The sequence below is a fragment of the Leifsonia sp. ZF2019 genome, assembly GCF_019924635.1.
GTDB lineage: Bacteria > Actinomycetota > Actinomycetes > Actinomycetales > Microbacteriaceae > Leifsonia.
The window spans coordinates 3085456-3100282 of record NZ_CP065037.1 but is presented as its reverse complement, the minus strand read 5'-3'; the positions used below and the strand labels follow the sequence as shown (position 1 = coordinate 3100282).

Below are 14827 nucleotides of genomic sequence, written 5' to 3'. Positions count from 1 at the left end.
GGAATTTCGTCCGGAACTCCGGAGGTTCGGCCCTGTGCGGGCTTCGTCTCCGGAATTGTCGCGGTCGACCGGTGTCAGGCGGGTGCGGGCCCGGTGCTCGCGCGCACCACGAGACGCGTCGGGACGACGGTCGAGGTGACCGGCTCGGGGCGCCCCTCGATCTCGGCGATGAGCAGCTCGACCGCGCGGCGGCCGGTGGCCTCGAATTCCTGGTGGATGGTCGTGAGGGGCGGCCAGAACGAGTCGGACTCCGCCATGTCGTCGAAGCCCACGACGCTGACGTCCTCGGGAACGCGGCGGCCGGCCTCGTGCAGGGCGCGCAGCACGCCGAGCGCCATGCGATCGTTGGCGGCGAAGACGGCGGTGACGTCGGGGCGCTCGGCGATGGCGAGGCCGTGCTCGTATCCGGCCTGGGTGGACCAGTCACCGTGGAGGACGTCCGGGACCGGTGCACCGGCGGCCTCCAGCGTCTCGCGCCATGCGGCTTCGCGGCGGGTGGCGGAGTACGAGTCGGCCGGCCCCGAGATGTGCAGCACCGTCTCGTGGCCCAGCGACAGGAGGTGCTCGGTGGCGAGGCGGGCGCCCAGGGCCTGGTCGTTGTCGACCTGCGGGTAGTCGGGGCGCTGAGTGGAGTCGATGACCACCACGGAGAGGCCCTCGGGCAGCTCGACGTCGGCGCGGTCGACGATGTGCGCCTCGATGACGATCACGATCCCGTCGACCGCCTGCTCCAGGAGCCGAGACAAGGCGACGCTGACATCCTGCTGCGTCGGGCGTTCGACCGGCACGACCGTGATCGAGTAGCCGGCCGTCGCCGCGTTCACGGCGATGGCGTCGAGGGTGCGCATGTTGCCGTAGGAGGACAGGGTGAACATGACGACGCCGAGGTTGCGGAACCGGCCGGACCGGAGGGCGCGCGCCGCGTGGTTGGGACGGTAGCCGAGGGCATGCATGGAGGCCAGCACCCGCTGGCGGGTGGCGGCCTCCACATTGGTCAGGCCGTTGGCCACCCGCGACACGGTCTGGGTGGAGACGCCGGCGTGTGCCGCGACGTCGCCGAGGGAGGGCCCCCGCTTGCGACCGGCCCGCGGCGCGGCGACGGGCGCGGGATCGGCGATCGACTCGGTCATAGCTCCTCATTCTGCTGAGTTCTGCGCCCGTCGTGCGGGATCTTCTGAATTCGACTTGCGCGATGTTGACGTCAACATGTTAGGGTATGCCAGCAGATGTTGACGTAAACATCTTCGCGTTGCCCCCGAACCATCCAAGGAAGGCCATGACAACGACGTCCCTCACGCCGCCGGCCAGCCGGCAGGCCGCCACCCCGAGACCCCGCAAGCGCCGCACCCGACGGGATTGGCGCGGCTGGGCCTTCGTCGCCCCGTTCATGGTCGTCTTCATCGCGATGATCGTCGCGCCGGTCGTCTACGCGATCTACCTCAGCTTGTTCCGCCAACAGCTCATCGGCGGCAACGCCTTCGTGGGCCTCGACAACTACGTCGCCGTGTTCCAGGACCCGAAGTTCTGGGAGTCGTTCGGTCGGGTCGCGCTGTTCCTCCTGGTGCAGGTGCCGATCATGCTGGCGCTCTCGCTGCTCGCGGCGCTCGCGCTCGACAGTGCCCGGCTGCACGGCTCCAGCTTCTTCCGGATCGCCCTCTTCCTCCCCTACGCGGTGCCGGGCGTGGTCGCGGCCCTGATCTGGGGATTCCTCTACGGCGACCAGTTCGGCCTCACCGCCAGCATCAACCACCTTCTGGGCACCCAGTTCGCGCCGCTGACCTCGCAGTGGATCCTCGGATCGATCGGCAACATCGTGACCTGGGAGTTCATGGGCTACAACATGCTGATCTTCTACGCGGCCCTGCGCGTCATCCCTGGTGAGCTCTACGAGGCGGCCGAGATCGACGGCGCGGGAGCCGTTCGCACCGTCTTCAGCATCAAGCTCCCCGCCATCCGCGGCGCCCTCGTGATCGCGACGATCTTCTCGATCATCGGCAGCTTCCAGCTCTTCAACGAGCCGCAGCTGCTGAAGGCGCTCGCACCCAACGCGATCACCAGCTACTTCACACCCAACATGTACGCCTACAACCTGTCCTTCGCCGGGCAGCAGTTCAACTACGCCGCCACGGTCGCGATCGTGATGGGCGTGGTCACCGCGGTGATCGCCTACGTGGTCCAGCTCCGCGGATCGCGAAAGGAGCAGCGCTGATGGCCGCCGTCACCGACACTCGCAAGGCGCCGTCGCGTGCGGCGGCACGGGCGAACCGCAAAGCGCCCGAATCCGGCCGCCGCATCCGCAAGTCGCCCGTCCTCACCATCGTCATGGTCGTCCTCACGATCTACTCGCTCGTGCCTCTGATCTGGCTCATCGTCAACGCCACGAAGAGCCAGCCCGATCTCTACTCGACGTTCGGTCTGTGGTTCGGCAAAGACTTCAACCTCTTCCAGAACATCGCGGAGACCTTCACCTACCGCAACGGGATCTTCCTGCAGTGGCTCGGCAACACGCTGCTTTACGTCGTCGTCGGAGCGGGCGGGGCGACGCTGCTGGCGACAGTGGCGGGCTACGGCCTGGCGAAGTACAACTTCCCCGGCAAGCGCGCGGTGTTCGCGGTCGTCCTCGGCGCGATCGCCGTCCCGGGCACCGCGCTCGCGGTCCCGACCTTCCTGCTGTTCAGCCAGATGGGGATCACCAACACCCCGTGGGCGGTCATCCTCCCCTCCCTGATCAGCCCGTTCGGGATGTACCTGATCTGGACGTACGCCACGGACGCCGTCCCCGCCGAGCTGCTGGAGGCCGCGCGGATCGACGGCGCGAGCGAGTTCCGCACCTTCTTCACGGTCTCGCTGCGGCTCCTCGCCCCAGGGATTGTCACGGTCGCGCTGTTCGCGATCGTCGCGACCTGGAACAACTTCTTCCTGCCGCTCATCATGCTGAGCGATCCGACCTGGTACCCCCTCACGGTCGGCCTCAGCCAGTGGAGCGCGCAGGCGACCGGGGTCGGCGCGCAACCGATCTTCAACCTCGTGATCACCGGCTCGCTCATCACGATCATCCCGATCGTGGCCGCGTTCCTGGTGCTCCAGCGCTACTGGCAGTCGGGTCTGGCGGCCGGCAGCGTGAAGCAGTGACCCATCACCCGCACCACCTGCACCACACCTCCCAATGAAGTGAAAGGAACACCCATGAATCGCATCCTGCGTTCGCGGACGCTCCGGCGCGTGGCAACAGCCGTCGTCGCCAGCGCCCTCGTCGGCGCCTCCCTCGCTGCGTGCTCGTCCGGCTCCGGCTCCTCGTCCAGCGGCAGCAACTCCTCCGACGTCGAGGCGGCCCTGCAGAAGGGCGGGACGATCACGTACTGGTCGTGGACGCCCTCGGCCGAGGCCCAGGTCGCCGCGTTCGAGAAGGCATACCCGAAGGTGAAGGTGAAGCTCGTCAACGCCGGCACCAACACCACCGAGTACACCAAGCTCCAGAACGCCATCAAGGCCGGCTCCGGTGCGCCGGACGTCGCGCAGGTCGAGTACTACGCGATCCCGCAGTTCGCGCTCTCCGACTCGCTCGTCGATCTCACGCAGTACGGGTTCGACAAGCTCAAGAGCGACTACACGGCCGGCCCCTGGGGATCGGTGAACGTCGGTGGCAAGCTCGTCGGACTGCCGCAGGACTCCGGCCCCATGGCGATGTTCTACAACAAGACCGTCTTCGACAAGTACGGCATCGAGGTGCCGAAGACGTGGGACGAGTACGCCGCCGCGGCGGAGAAGCTGCACGCAGCCGACCCGAACGCCTACATCACCAGCGACTCCGGCGACTCCGGCTTCACCACCTCGATGATCTGGCAGGCGGGCGGTCGTCCGTTCCAGGTCGACGGCACCAAGGTCTCGATCAACCTCCAGGACGAGGGGACCAAGAAGTGGACCGCCACCTGGGACAAGCTGGTCGAGGGCAAGCTGCTCTCCAGCGTGCCCGGCTGGAGCGACGACTGGTTCAAGGCCCTGGGCAACGGCTCGATCGCGACCCTGGTCACCGGCGCGTGGATGCCGGGCGTGCTCGAGTCCTCCGTCAAGGACGGCTCCGGTCAGTGGCGGGTCGCGCCCATCCCGACCTATGACGGAACGCCGGCCAACGCCGAGAACGGCGGCGGCGGCCAGGTCGTGCTGAAGCAGAGCAAGAACCAGGCGCTCGCGGCGGGCTTCCTCAAGTGGCTGAACAACAGCGAGGACAGCATCAAGGTGTTCCTCGAGTCCGGCGGCTTCCCGTCCACCACCAAGGACCTGAACTCGTCCGACTTCCTGGCGCAGGCTCCGGAGTACTTCGGCGGCCAGAAGATCAACGAGGTCCTGGTCGACGGCGCGAAGAACGTCTCCTCGGGTTGGCAGTACCTGCCGTTCCAGGTCTACGCGAACAGCATCTACGGCGACACGGTCGGGCAGGCGTACACCGCGAACTCGAGCCTGAACCCGGCCCTCGAGGCCTGGCAGAAGCAGCTCGTCGAGTACGGCAACCAGCAGGGATTCACCGTCACCGGCAAGTGACGGCCCGCGTGGCCGGTCGCTCGTCGCGGCCGGCCACGCGTCTGCACCCCATCTTTCAGGAGAGACCCACAGCATGACCACGTTCGAGATCGTCGGAGACGACTTCGTGCTCGACGGAGAGCCGCACCGCATCCTCTCGGGAGCGATCCACTACTTCCGCGTGCACCCGGACGACTGGGCGGACCGCATCCGCAAGGCCCGGCTCATGGGGCTCAACACCATCGAGACCTATGTCCCGTGGAACGCCCACGAACCCCGTCCGGGCGAGTGGACGACCGAGGGCGGTCTCGACCTCGCGCGCTTCCTCCGCACCATCCAGGAGGAGGGGATGCACGCGATCGTACGCCCCGGCCCCTACATCTGCGCGGAGTGGGACAACGGCGGCCTCCCCGCCTGGCTCTTCACCGACCCGACGGTCGGCATCCGCCGCTCCGAGCCGACGTTCGTCGCCGCCGTCACGGCGTTCATGGAGCGCGTGCTGGCGATCGTCAAGCCGTTCCAGATCCACGAGGGCGGCCCCGTGCTGCTCGTGCAGGTCGAGAACGAATACGGCGCGTACGGCGACGACAAGGACTACCTGCGCCACCTCGTGGAGGTCTTCCGCACGGCCGGGATCACCGTGCCGCTCACGACGGTCGATCAGCCGCAGCCCGACATGCTCGAGAACGGCTCGCTGCCGGAACTGCTCAAGACCGCCTCGTTCGGCTCGCGCTCGAAGGAGCGCCTCGCCACGTTGCGCGAGCACCAGCCCACCGGCCCGCTGATGTGCTCCGAGTTCTGGGACGGCTGGTTCGACCACTGGGGCGCGCACCACCACACCACGCCGGTCGAGCAGTCCGCCGCCGACCTCGACGACCTGCTCGCGCTCGGCGCCTCCGTCAACATCTACATGTTCCACGGCGGGACGAACTTCGGCTTCACGAACGGCGCGAACGACAAGGGCGTCTACCAGCCCATCATCACGAGCTACGACTACGACGCCCCGCTCGACGAAGCGGGCGAGCCGACGGAGAAGTTCTGGGCGTTCCGCGATGTCATCGCGAAGCACGCCGCCGTGCCGTCCGAGGAGCCGGTGGTCGCGGCCGCCGCCCCCGCCTTCACGCGGACGTTCGAGTCGTCCGTCCCGCTGTTCGCCGTCGCCGAGCGGCTGGGGGAGTGGGAGCACACCGACGAGGTGCCCACCTTCGACGAGCTCGGCCACTACACCGGCTTCGGGCTCTACCGTACCGAGATCGACACCCAGGAGCCCGCCGTGCTGGAGTTCGGCGAGGTGCGCGACCGTGCGTACGTCTTCGTCGGGACGACCCGGGTCGGCGTGCTCGCCCGCGACCACCACGACCGCGCGATCACCCTCTCTCCGAGCCGCGGCACCCTGACGGTGCTCGTCGAGGACCAGGGCCGCGTCGACTACGGCCCCCGCATCGGCGAGTCCAAGGGGCTCATCGGACCGGTCCATCTCAACGGCGAGGAGCTGCAGCGGTGGAGCGTGCTCCCGCTGCGCCTGCCCTCCCTCGCCGCCGTGCGCGACGCCCTCGACGCCTCCGTGGCGGCCGGAGACCCCGCGCCCGAGCGGCTGGCCGGGCCGGTGTTCGCCCGCGCCTTCTTCGAGGTCGACGAACCGGGGACGCTGTTCCTCGACACCACCGGATTCGGCAAGGGCGTCGCCTGGGTCAACGGGTTCGCCCTCGGCCGCTACTGGACCCGCGGGCCACAGGAGACCCTGCACGTACCCGGACCGGTGGTGAAGGCCGGCCGCAACGAACTCGTGATCCTCGAGCTGGAGTCGGCCGCCGACGCGACCGCGGAGTTCGTGGCCGAGCCGCGGCTGGGGCACACCGACTTCTGAGCCGGCCGGTCCTCACACGGCGTCGCCGTCGGGTTCCGCCCGGCGGCGGCGCAGCTCGGCCTCGAGCTCGGCGATGCGGCGCGACCGCTGGTCCTCCGCGATCTCGCGTTCGAGCGCGGCGAGCTGCTCCTCCGTGCTGAGGGGCTGCTCCGACGCAGGCGTCGACCGCGTCGCCTCCCGGATCACGATCGTGCGCGCCCCCGGCGACGCCGGGGCGGTGCGACGGCCGAGCAGGAACCAGAGCGCGCTGCCGATCAGCGGGAACAGGATCACGAGGATCGCCCACAGCGGTTTGGGCAGGCGCACGAGCGCCGGGTCCCGCGACAGGATGTCGAACAGCGTCACCGCCATGATGACGAGCACGGCCAGGAACACCAGCAGCATGCCCCGAGTCTAGGGGCGCACCGTTCTGAGCCGGATCGGCGGGCTCAGCCGGATCAGCGGAACGAGAGCACCACGTCGCCCCAGGCCGCCCGGAGCGCGCCGTCGAGGTCCGGCTCCACGCGGTCCTCCCGATCGATGACCAGGGTCTTTCTGCCGCCCTCGGTGTACGCCGGCCAGCCGGGTCCAGGCGCACCGGTGCGTGCGAAGGTCGTCCAGCGCGCGAGGAGGCGTCGCGACAGGGCCTCGCCGGCACGTCGGCCGCCGAGCTTGAACGTCGGGTCTTTCAGGCCGCCGTCGAGCACGCCCCACACATACGGCAGCTCGGTGCCGTGCGCAGCGCCGATCCCGATGAGGCGCAGGGCGAGCGTCGTGAAGTCGAACCGGTAGAGGTAGGTGGGTGCGACCCGGGAGTGGCCTGCCGCCGCCCAGAGCGTCGGCATGCGGAAGCCGATGTCCGTCGCGATGTCCAGGCCGCGCGCCGAGCGTCGTGCGCCACGGTAGGCGCCGAGAACCTGATCCCTGCTCGGCGCCGCGAGTGCGGGATTGTCCTCGAGCATCAGGGCGAACATCCGCTCGATCGCGTCACGCGTGATCGGGATGAGCGGAGACTTCATGTACTTGAAGAGCGTGGCCTCGTCGCGGTTGGTCCCGATGATCAGAGGGACGGGGAGACCGCGTCCTTCGCTCAGGACGGTGATCGGATGCTCGGGCAGGAGGTCGCCGTCGACGACCGGGGCGAACGCGAGGGTGCCGGGGATGGTGCTCGGGACGTCGTTGTACACCGCGGAGGAGGCGGAGACGATCCGATCGACGGGCAGTCGGCGCAGCGCGCTCACGGCGCCGTCGATCCCGATGCCCGCAGCCGCGAGGAAGCGCTCCGCGACGCCGCGGGACCGTTCCCGTCCGTACATCGACGTCACCGGCGAGCTCTCCGCGATGGCGGCCCGGAACAGCCCCTCGGCGGTCGGCGTCGCCAGAAGGGCTGTCACGAGGCCGCCACCGGCGGACTCGCCGAACACGGTGACCTGCGCGGGGTCGCCGCCGAACGCGGCGATGTTCGCCTGGACCCATTCGAGCGCGAGGAGGACGTCGCGGAGGGCGAGGTTGGAGTCGAACACCTCGTCCTCGGTCGAGAACGACGAGAGGTCCAGGAAGCCGAGGGCGCCGATGCGGTAGTTGATCGTGACCACGACGACGTCGCCCGTGACGGCCAGTCGCGTGGCGTCGAAGAGCGGCTGGCTGGATGCGCCGTAGGTGTATGCCCCGCCGTGGATCCAGACCATCACCGGCTTGGCGTCGGAGCCGCCGTCCGGCCGCCACACGTTGAGGTACAGGCAGTCCTCGTCGGGCTCGGCGCCGGGGCCCAGAGAGATCGCCGGCACGATCTCCTGCGGCGCGACGTTGCCGAACGCCGTCGCGTCGGCGATCCCGTCCCACGCGTCGGCGGCGACCGGCGCGCGCCAGCGGCGCGCTCCGGTCGGCGGCTGTGCGTACCGGATGCCCTTCCACGCAGTGGCGCCCGCGGCGGCTGCACCGCGGACGGCGCCCGTCGTGATCCGGACGACGGTTCCGGCGTCCGCATCGGGGCCGCTGGCGGTGAGATCGTCGATGTTCATGGTTCCCTCGTCGTTCGTGGTGGGGCTCATCGCGGCCGTCGTCTGCTCGTTCATCTTTCCGTCCGGTCGTTCAGGCCGCCAGTGCGGCGATGAGGTGGCTCGCCTCCATGACCGCGAGAAGAGCGAAGAGCACGGTCATGATTCCGGCGTTGTGCTGGATCATCGCATCCTTGAGGCGGGTGAGTCCCGACGTGACCCCGGGGGCACCGGTCGCCGCGAGGGCCGTCGGGGCGAGCACTCCGAGTGCTGCGACCACGGCGAAGCCCAGACACAGGGCTCCGACTGCGAGCAGGGGAGCACCCGCGGACCCGAAGACCGCTCCGGCTTTGAGCTCCAGCGGGATGTTCTTGGAGTTCGTCGCCGCCATCAGCACACCGAGTCCGGCTGCGCGGACGGGGGTCAGCGTGTCGACGGCCGCAAGCCAGCCGGGGGTGGGAGCGGGACGCCCGCGGCGGGGCCGGCCGAGCCAGCTCGCAACGGCGAGGGCGGCGAACGCCGCGCCCAGGACGGCCGGGAGGATCACAGCGAACGGCGAGTTCCCCGTGCTGGAGCCCGACGAACCGGCGGACGTCAGTCCGGCGACCAGGGTGACCAGGAATCCCACCGCCGTGAACGAGCAGGCGAAGGCGAGCGCGTTGCGCCGTCCGCCCGAGGAGAGCAGCAGCGCGACCGTCGCGACGATCGGCAGCGGGCTGAGGATGATGCCCAGGGCGAGCGGGAAGGCCGATGCGATGTCGTCCATGGTGTGCACCCTTCGTGTTCCGGGCCCGGGATGTGGGCCGCTGCCACGGTATCCAGCCCGTCAGGGGGCTCTCGGTCACCTGTACGGTTTCTACGACACAAACATCAGGTAGCGCTCACGATTCATCCAGGTTGAGAGCGGTTCGGGCGAGGCTCGCCGCCGAGAGGGTGCCGAGTTCCCGCTCGCCTCGTAGACTCGGAAGGCCGTGCCGGGGGGCCACGTCGCCCGGGCGGTACGTTTCGTCCCCATTCACCAGAAGCGAGACTCCCGTGACGACGACCCCTCCCGGCTCCGACGAGCCCACCTCGAACCCGACCCCGGCTCCCGCGGACGTGCCGCCCGCGTCGCACCTGCCGGGCGACACCGCAGGCTCCCCGACCGAGCCGCAACAGCCCGCCGGCCCTGCGACTCCGACCCCGGCTCCGGCCTCCGGCGCTCCGGACGCCCCCGCGTACGCCGCGCCCGCGCCGGGCTACGCCGCCGCCCCTCCCGTGCCACCCGCCGCGGGCGGCCCCGTGCCGCCGTACCAGCCGTACCAGGCGCCCGCGCCCTCCTCCGGCACCACCAACGTGCTCGCGATCGTGTCGTTCGTCGGGTCGTTCTTCATCAGCCTGGTCGGCATCATCTGCGGCCACATCGCGCTCGGCCAGATCAAGCGCACGGGCGAGAAGGGTCGCGGCTTCGCCCTCGCGGGCCTCATCATCGGTTACGTGAGCATCGCGCTGACCATCGTCGGCGTGACCATCCTCATCATCGTCTCGGTCATGAGCGGTCTGGCCGTGGCCACCGCCGTGCGTAACCTGCCGACGGCGATCCCGAGCGCGCCGTCCGACGACATCGCCCTCACGGTGGACTGCGCGCGCTTCACGGCGGCGGCGGACAGCCTGCTCCCGGTGGTCAACGAGCAGCTCCCGAACCTCGCGGACGACCCGGAGACCGCGAAGGCGGCGCTGGTGAGCGCGTTCGACGCCTTCACACTCGCGACCTCGAGCCTGAGCGACCCGGACCTGTCGTCGGAGGTCGACGCGTTCAACGCCGACATCGACACGTTCAAGGCCGATCTGGACGCGTACATCGCGACCCCGGCCGACCAGCGCGACTCGACGCAGCTCGAGGACGACGTCAACACGCTCAGCGACCAGTTCGACACGCTGAACTCCTACTGCGGCTGAGCGCAACCGCGCGGCACGGAGCAGTCTGAGGGCCGGGCATCGCGATCGATGCCCGGCGCTCCGTCGTCTCACCCGAAGGGCACGGCTCCCAGCAGCACGCCGACCGCGAGCATGACCAGGGACACCAGGAGCGCGCGCCACAGCACCTTCTTGTGGTGGTCGCCGAGGTTGACGCCCGCGAGGGAGACCAGCAGCAGAATGGCGGGCACGAGCGGGCTCTGCAGGTGGACGGGCTGCCCGATGATCGACGCCCGCGCCATCTCGACCGGGCTGATCCCGTATGTCGCCGCGGTCTCCGACAGGATCGGCAGGATCCCGTAGTAGAACGCGTCGTTCGACATGAAGAACGTCATCGGGATCGACAGCAGGCCGGTGATGACGGCCAGGAAGGGACCCATCGAGGCGGGCACGATGTCGACGACCCACTGGGCCATCGCGGTGACCATGCCCGTCCCGTTGAGGACGCCGACCAGCACGCCCGCCGCGAGCACCATCGAGACGACCCCGACGATGCTGGGGGCGTGCGCCACGATCTCGTCAGCCTGGGCGCGGAGCTTCGGGAAGTTGACGATCAGCGCGAGGGCGGAGCCGACCATGAAGATGTAGGCCAGCGGCAGCACGTCGATCACCAGCAGCACCATCACGACGAGCGTCAGGGCGAGGTTGACCCAGATCAGGCGCGGTCGCAGTGTGGGGCGTCCCGGGTCGAGCGCGGTGCCCGCGAGCGTCGCCGTCGCCGTGTCGGCCGTCGCGGCGGCGCCGCCTCCTCGGACCGTCACGATGCCCCGGGTGTCCACGGAGCCGCGCGCTCCCGGAGCCGCCTGGGCGCCGCGGATCAGTCGGCCGCCCTGCAGGACGCCGAATCGACGCCGGGGCTCTCCGCCGCCCTCCGTCGCGAACGGCTCGGAGAGCGCCAGACTGCCGACGCGGTTGCGCTCGCGGACGCCGAGCACCCACACGAGGGCGAAGGCCACGACCAGGCCGACGGCGAGGGACGGGAGCATGGGCACGAAGATGTCGCTGGGCGAGACCTTGAGCGCGGCGGCGGCGCGTGCCGTCGGGCCGCCCCAGGGCACGATGTTCAGCGTGCCGTTGACCAGCCCTGCGACGCAGGTGAGCACCACCGGGCTCATGCCCAGCCGGAGGTAGATCGGGAGCATCGCGGAGGTCGTGATGATGAAGGTCGTCGACCCGTCCCCATCGAGGGAGACGGCTCCCGCGAGGAGGGCCGTGCCCAGGACGACTTTCGCCGGGTCGTCGCCGAGGAAGCGCACGATGAAGCGGATCAGCGGGTCGAACAGCCCGACGTCGATCATGATGCCGAAGAACATGATCGCGAACATGAGCAGGGCGGCCGTCGGCGCGAGGTCCTTGAGCGCGTCGACGATCATGTCGCCGAGACCCAGGCCCGCTCCGGCGAACAGGCCGAAGACGGTGGGGACGATGATGAGGGCGACCATCGGCGTCAGCCGTTTGGTCATGATGAGGGCCATGAAAGCGAGGATCATGGCGAATCCGAGGATGACGAGCACGTCGACTCCTTCGTCGAGTGGGATGGACTTCCCCACACCGTAGGGACGGCCAGAGCCCGCGTCGCGGTATCGCGCATTCCTCGGCGATCTGCGCGATCAGAAGATTCTGCGCATTCTGCGCATTCGCCGGGCGACACCGTCTCCGCCTACGCTGGTCCGGACGACGGAGACGGGAGGGAGGCGCCGCGTGCGGTTCGCCAGCCAGGTCCTCCTCCTGCAGGTCGCCACCGTCTCCGCTGTCGTCGCCGTGTGCGCGGGAGCGTTCACGTGGCTGGGCGTCCTCCAGCTGCGCCAGGAGGCCGAGGCCTCCGCGCTCGCGATCGCCCGCACGGTCGCCGAGGACTCGGATATCCGCGCCGCGGTCGCGAGCTACAGCGAGGACCCGGGCACTCCGGAGGCCGCCGCACTGGCGGGCGGCCCGCTCCAGCCGCTCGCCGAGAGTGTGCGGGACCGCACGGGCGCGCTGTTCGTCGTCATCACCGACGACCACGGCATCAGGCTCGCCCACCCGGACCCCGATCGGCTCGGCGAGCCGGTCAGCACGAGCTTCGCCGACGCGATGGCCGGCCGTGAGACGGTGGCGTGGGAGTCCGGCACGCTGGGCGAATCGGCGCGCGCCAAGGTGCCGGTGCGTGCGACGGACGACGGGCTCCCGGTCGGAGAGGTGAGCGTCGGCTTTGCGAGCGCGAGCGTCTTCGGTGGCCTGCCCGGGCTCCTTACGGCCATCGGGGCGGCGTCCGCGGGCGCGCTCGCGATCGGGGCCGGCGCCTCCTGGCTGATCCGGCGCCGGCTGACGCGGGTGACCCTCGGGCTCCAGCCGGAGGAGTTCGCCGCGCTCGTCCAGGATCGCGCCGCGGTGCTCGACGGGGTCGGCGAGGGTGTCCTCGCGGTCACCCCGGAGGGCGTCGTCAGCGTGTGCAACGGACGGGCCGCCGAGCTGCTCGGCGCCGCACCCGCATCGGTCGGCCTGCCGATCGCCGAGACGGGAGTGCATCCCCGGGTCGTCGCGCTGGTGGTCGCGGACGAGCCGGTGGTCGGCGAGGCCGTCGTCGTCGGCGGCCGCGTGCTCTACGTCGACCTCCGGCGGGTGGAGCGCGACGGACGTGACCTCGGCGCCGTCGCGGTCGTCCGGGACCGCACCGACCTCGTCTCCCTCACGGAACGCCTCGACGCCGTGGCGTCGATGACGAACGCGCTCCGCGCCCAGCGGCACGAGTTCGCGAACCGCCTCCACGTCATCGTCGGTCTGATCGATTCCGGTCGCACCGAGGATGCGCGCGCGTTCCTCGACGACGTGGTCGCGCGCGGGCCGTTGAAGTTCCCGGTCGAGCACGCCGACCGCCTCCAGGAGCCGTACCTCCAGGCGCTGCTCGGGGCGAAGGGGGTGGAGGCCGCGGAGCGCGGGGTGCTCCTCTCGCTCGGCCCCGAGACGCTCGTCGTCGGCGCCGTCGCCGAGGCGGAGGACGTCGCGGCCGTGATCGGCAACCTCGTCGACAACGCGGTCAACGCGGCCGTGGACGGCGCGGAGCCGCGCTGGGTGGAGGTGGAACTGCTCGACGACGGAGACACGCTCTTCGCGACCGTCAGCGACTCCGGGCGCGGCGTGGGACGGGTCGCGGAGAGCTCGGCCCGAGACGCCGGCGTCGAGGGCCTCGGCGAGGACGCGGTGCACGGTCGCGGGTTCGGCCTCCCGTTGAGCCGGGATCTGGCACGCCGCCGCGGGGGTGACGTGTGGCTCGTCGACCCGGGCGGCGACGGGCACGGCGCAGTGTTCTGCGCGCGGCTGCCGGGCACGGTCGTCGCCGACGCCCCGACGGCCCGGGCGGCCGCGGCGGAGAGGGGTGGTCCGGTATGAGCACCGACATCCGGGTGCTCGTCGTCGACGACGACTTCCGCGTCGCGGGGCTGCACCGCGACCTCGTGGACGGGCGTCGCGGATTCACGACGCTGGAGCCGGTCGTCTCCGCGCGGGCGGCACGGACCGCGGTCCGCGACCACGCTCCCGATCTCGTCCTGCTCGACGTCTTCCTGCCCGACGGCGACGGCCTCGATCTGCTGGCCGAGCTCGACGTCGACACCTTCGTCATCAGTGCCGCCGCGGACGGTGCGACCGTGCGCAGGGCGCTCCGACGCGGGGCGCTCGCCTACCTGATCAAGCCTTTCGACGCGCGGATGCTCGAGGAGCGACTCGACGCCTACCAGCGGTACCGCAACATCCTGACCGACGATCGCGGAGCCGACCAGGAGGCGGTCGAGCGGGCGCTGCGGATCCTCCACTCCGGAGACGGGTCCGCGGCCGGTTCGCGGTCTGCGACCGAGCAACGGGTCCTCGACGAGCTGCGCACGGGGGAGCGGACCGCCGCCGACGTGGCTGCGACGGTCGGGGTCTCCCGTGCCACGGCGCAGCGATATCTCGCGGCGCTCGCGGCTCGGGGGCTGGCCGAGGTCGCTCTGCAGTACGGCGCGACCGGCCGCCCGGAGCACCGCTACCGCGTCACTCCCAGACCATGAACGGGCGCAGCTCCAGCTTGCCGTTGCGGGCCATGGGGTGCCGCGCGGCGACCTCCACCGCCTCCTCCATCGAGTCGCACTCGAGGATGTCGAAGCCGCAGATCCATTCCTTCGACTCGGCGAAGGGGCCGTCGGTCACGTAACGTCTGCCGTCGCGCACCTTGACGACCCGCGAGGCCGAGGGTGGTTCGAGCGCGTCGCCGGTGAGGCGCGTTCCGGAGCTGTCGAACTCGTCCACCCAGAGCTCCACGTCGGAGTCGTCGGCCGGGGAGTCCGGTGCGGGGTCGGTGACCACGAACATCATGTACTTCATCGTCCTGTGTCCTTTCGATCGGGGACCTTCACCCGGAGGCCGAACGGCGTACGGCCCGGTCGACATTGTGCACCGCTGCGTTCGCGGCCGGAAGGACGGGACGGAGGGGACTCCCAGCCGGCCGGGGAGCTGGTTAGTGTAGCCTTGCCTTACTTCCTGTACCGATCCCCCG

General features: G+C 70.3%; 13 protein-coding genes. 7 read left to right on the top strand and 6 right to left on the bottom strand.

Annotated elements, in window-relative coordinates:
• Nucleotides 1–74: 74 nt before the first annotated feature.
• The gene (locus IT072_RS15270; RefSeq protein ID WP_223357708.1) at nucleotides 75–1130 is read right to left on the bottom strand and encodes a LacI family DNA-binding transcriptional regulator; all 1056 of its coding nucleotides are present in this window, start codon (nucleotides 1128–1130) and stop codon (nucleotides 75–77) included.
• A 146-nt stretch (nucleotides 1131–1276) separates the two neighbouring features.
• Between IT072_RS15270 and IT072_RS15265 the strand changes: the two genes are divergently transcribed.
• The 4 genes from IT072_RS15265 to IT072_RS15250 all read left to right on the top strand — a co-directional run bounded on the left by IT072_RS15265 (nucleotide 1277) and on the right by IT072_RS15250 (nucleotide 6385).
• Entirely contained in the window at nucleotides 1277–2209 is a 933-nt protein-coding gene (locus IT072_RS15265) for a carbohydrate ABC transporter permease (protein WP_223357707.1), read from the top strand.
• Nucleotides 2209–3132: a carbohydrate ABC transporter permease gene (locus IT072_RS15260; RefSeq protein WP_223357706.1), complete on the top strand. Its 924-nt coding sequence runs from the start codon at nucleotides 2209–2211 to the stop codon at nucleotides 3130–3132. Before IT072_RS15265 ends, IT072_RS15260 begins: the two co-directional genes overlap by 1 nt.
• Before the next feature lie 54 nt (nucleotides 3133–3186).
• On the top strand, nucleotides 3187–4539 hold the full coding sequence (locus IT072_RS15255; RefSeq protein WP_223357705.1) for an ABC transporter substrate-binding protein: 1353 nt from the start codon (nucleotides 3187–3189) through the stop codon (nucleotides 4537–4539).
• Nucleotides 4540–4612: 73 nt separating this feature from the next.
• Nucleotides 4613–6385, top strand: coding sequence for a glycoside hydrolase family 35 protein (locus tag IT072_RS15250; protein WP_223357704.1), 1773 nt, complete (start codon nucleotides 4613–4615; stop codon nucleotides 6383–6385).
• 12 nt (nucleotides 6386–6397) lie between these two features.
• Here the strand turns inward: IT072_RS15250 and IT072_RS15245 are convergent, their stop codons facing one another.
• The 3 genes from IT072_RS15245 to IT072_RS15235 are packed head-to-tail and all read right to left on the bottom strand — an operon-like array spanning nucleotide 6398 to nucleotide 9127.
• A complete protein-coding gene (locus IT072_RS15245; RefSeq protein WP_223357703.1) occupies nucleotides 6398–6769 on the bottom strand; it encodes a PLD nuclease N-terminal domain-containing protein in 372 nt (123 codons plus the stop codon).
• A gap of 53 nt (nucleotides 6770–6822) precedes the next feature.
• Nucleotides 6823–8439 (bottom strand): carboxylesterase/lipase family protein, encoded by a 1617-nt coding sequence (locus IT072_RS15240; RefSeq protein ID WP_223357702.1) that lies wholly within the window; start codon nucleotides 8437–8439, stop codon nucleotides 6823–6825.
• 16 nt (nucleotides 8440–8455) lie between these two features.
• A complete protein-coding gene (locus tag IT072_RS15235) occupies nucleotides 8456–9127 on the bottom strand; it encodes a GAP family protein (protein WP_223357701.1) in 672 nt (223 codons plus the stop codon).
• 269 nt (nucleotides 9128–9396) lie between these two features.
• Here IT072_RS15235 and IT072_RS15230 point away from each other — a divergent pair, with 269 nt between their 5' ends.
• Nucleotides 9397–10299 carry a DUF4190 domain-containing protein gene (locus IT072_RS15230; protein ID WP_223357700.1) on the top strand — a complete coding sequence of 301 codons (903 nt, stop codon included), beginning with the start codon at nucleotides 9397–9399 and terminating at the stop codon, nucleotides 10297–10299.
• 68 nt (nucleotides 10300–10367) lie between these two features.
• Here IT072_RS15230 and IT072_RS15225 read toward each other — a convergent pair whose 3' ends face one another.
• Complete coding sequence (locus IT072_RS15225; RefSeq protein ID WP_442786769.1) at nucleotides 10368–11867, bottom strand: CitMHS family transporter; 1500 nt, start codon at nucleotides 11865–11867, stop codon at nucleotides 10368–10370.
• A gap of 151 nt (nucleotides 11868–12018) precedes the next feature.
• Here IT072_RS15225 and IT072_RS15220 point away from each other — a divergent pair, with 151 nt between their 5' ends.
• Together IT072_RS15220 and IT072_RS15215 are read left to right on the top strand one after the other, a co-directional pair.
• On the top strand, nucleotides 12019–13686 hold the full coding sequence (locus IT072_RS15220; protein ID WP_223357698.1) for a sensor histidine kinase: 1668 nt from the start codon (nucleotides 12019–12021) through the stop codon (nucleotides 13684–13686).
• Nucleotides 13683–14342: a response regulator gene (locus IT072_RS15215; RefSeq protein WP_223357697.1), complete on the top strand. Its 660-nt coding sequence runs from the start codon at nucleotides 13683–13685 to the stop codon at nucleotides 14340–14342. The genes IT072_RS15220 and IT072_RS15215 overlap by 4 nt, the downstream gene beginning before the upstream one ends.
• Here IT072_RS15215 and IT072_RS15210 read toward each other — a convergent pair.
• Nucleotides 14326–14655 carry a YciI family protein gene (locus tag IT072_RS15210; RefSeq protein ID WP_223357696.1) on the bottom strand — a complete coding sequence of 110 codons (330 nt, stop codon included), beginning with the start codon at nucleotides 14653–14655 and terminating at the stop codon, nucleotides 14326–14328. The two genes, IT072_RS15215 and IT072_RS15210, sit on opposite strands and share 17 nt — an antisense overlap.
• Between the last annotated feature and the right edge of the window lie 172 nt (nucleotides 14656–14827).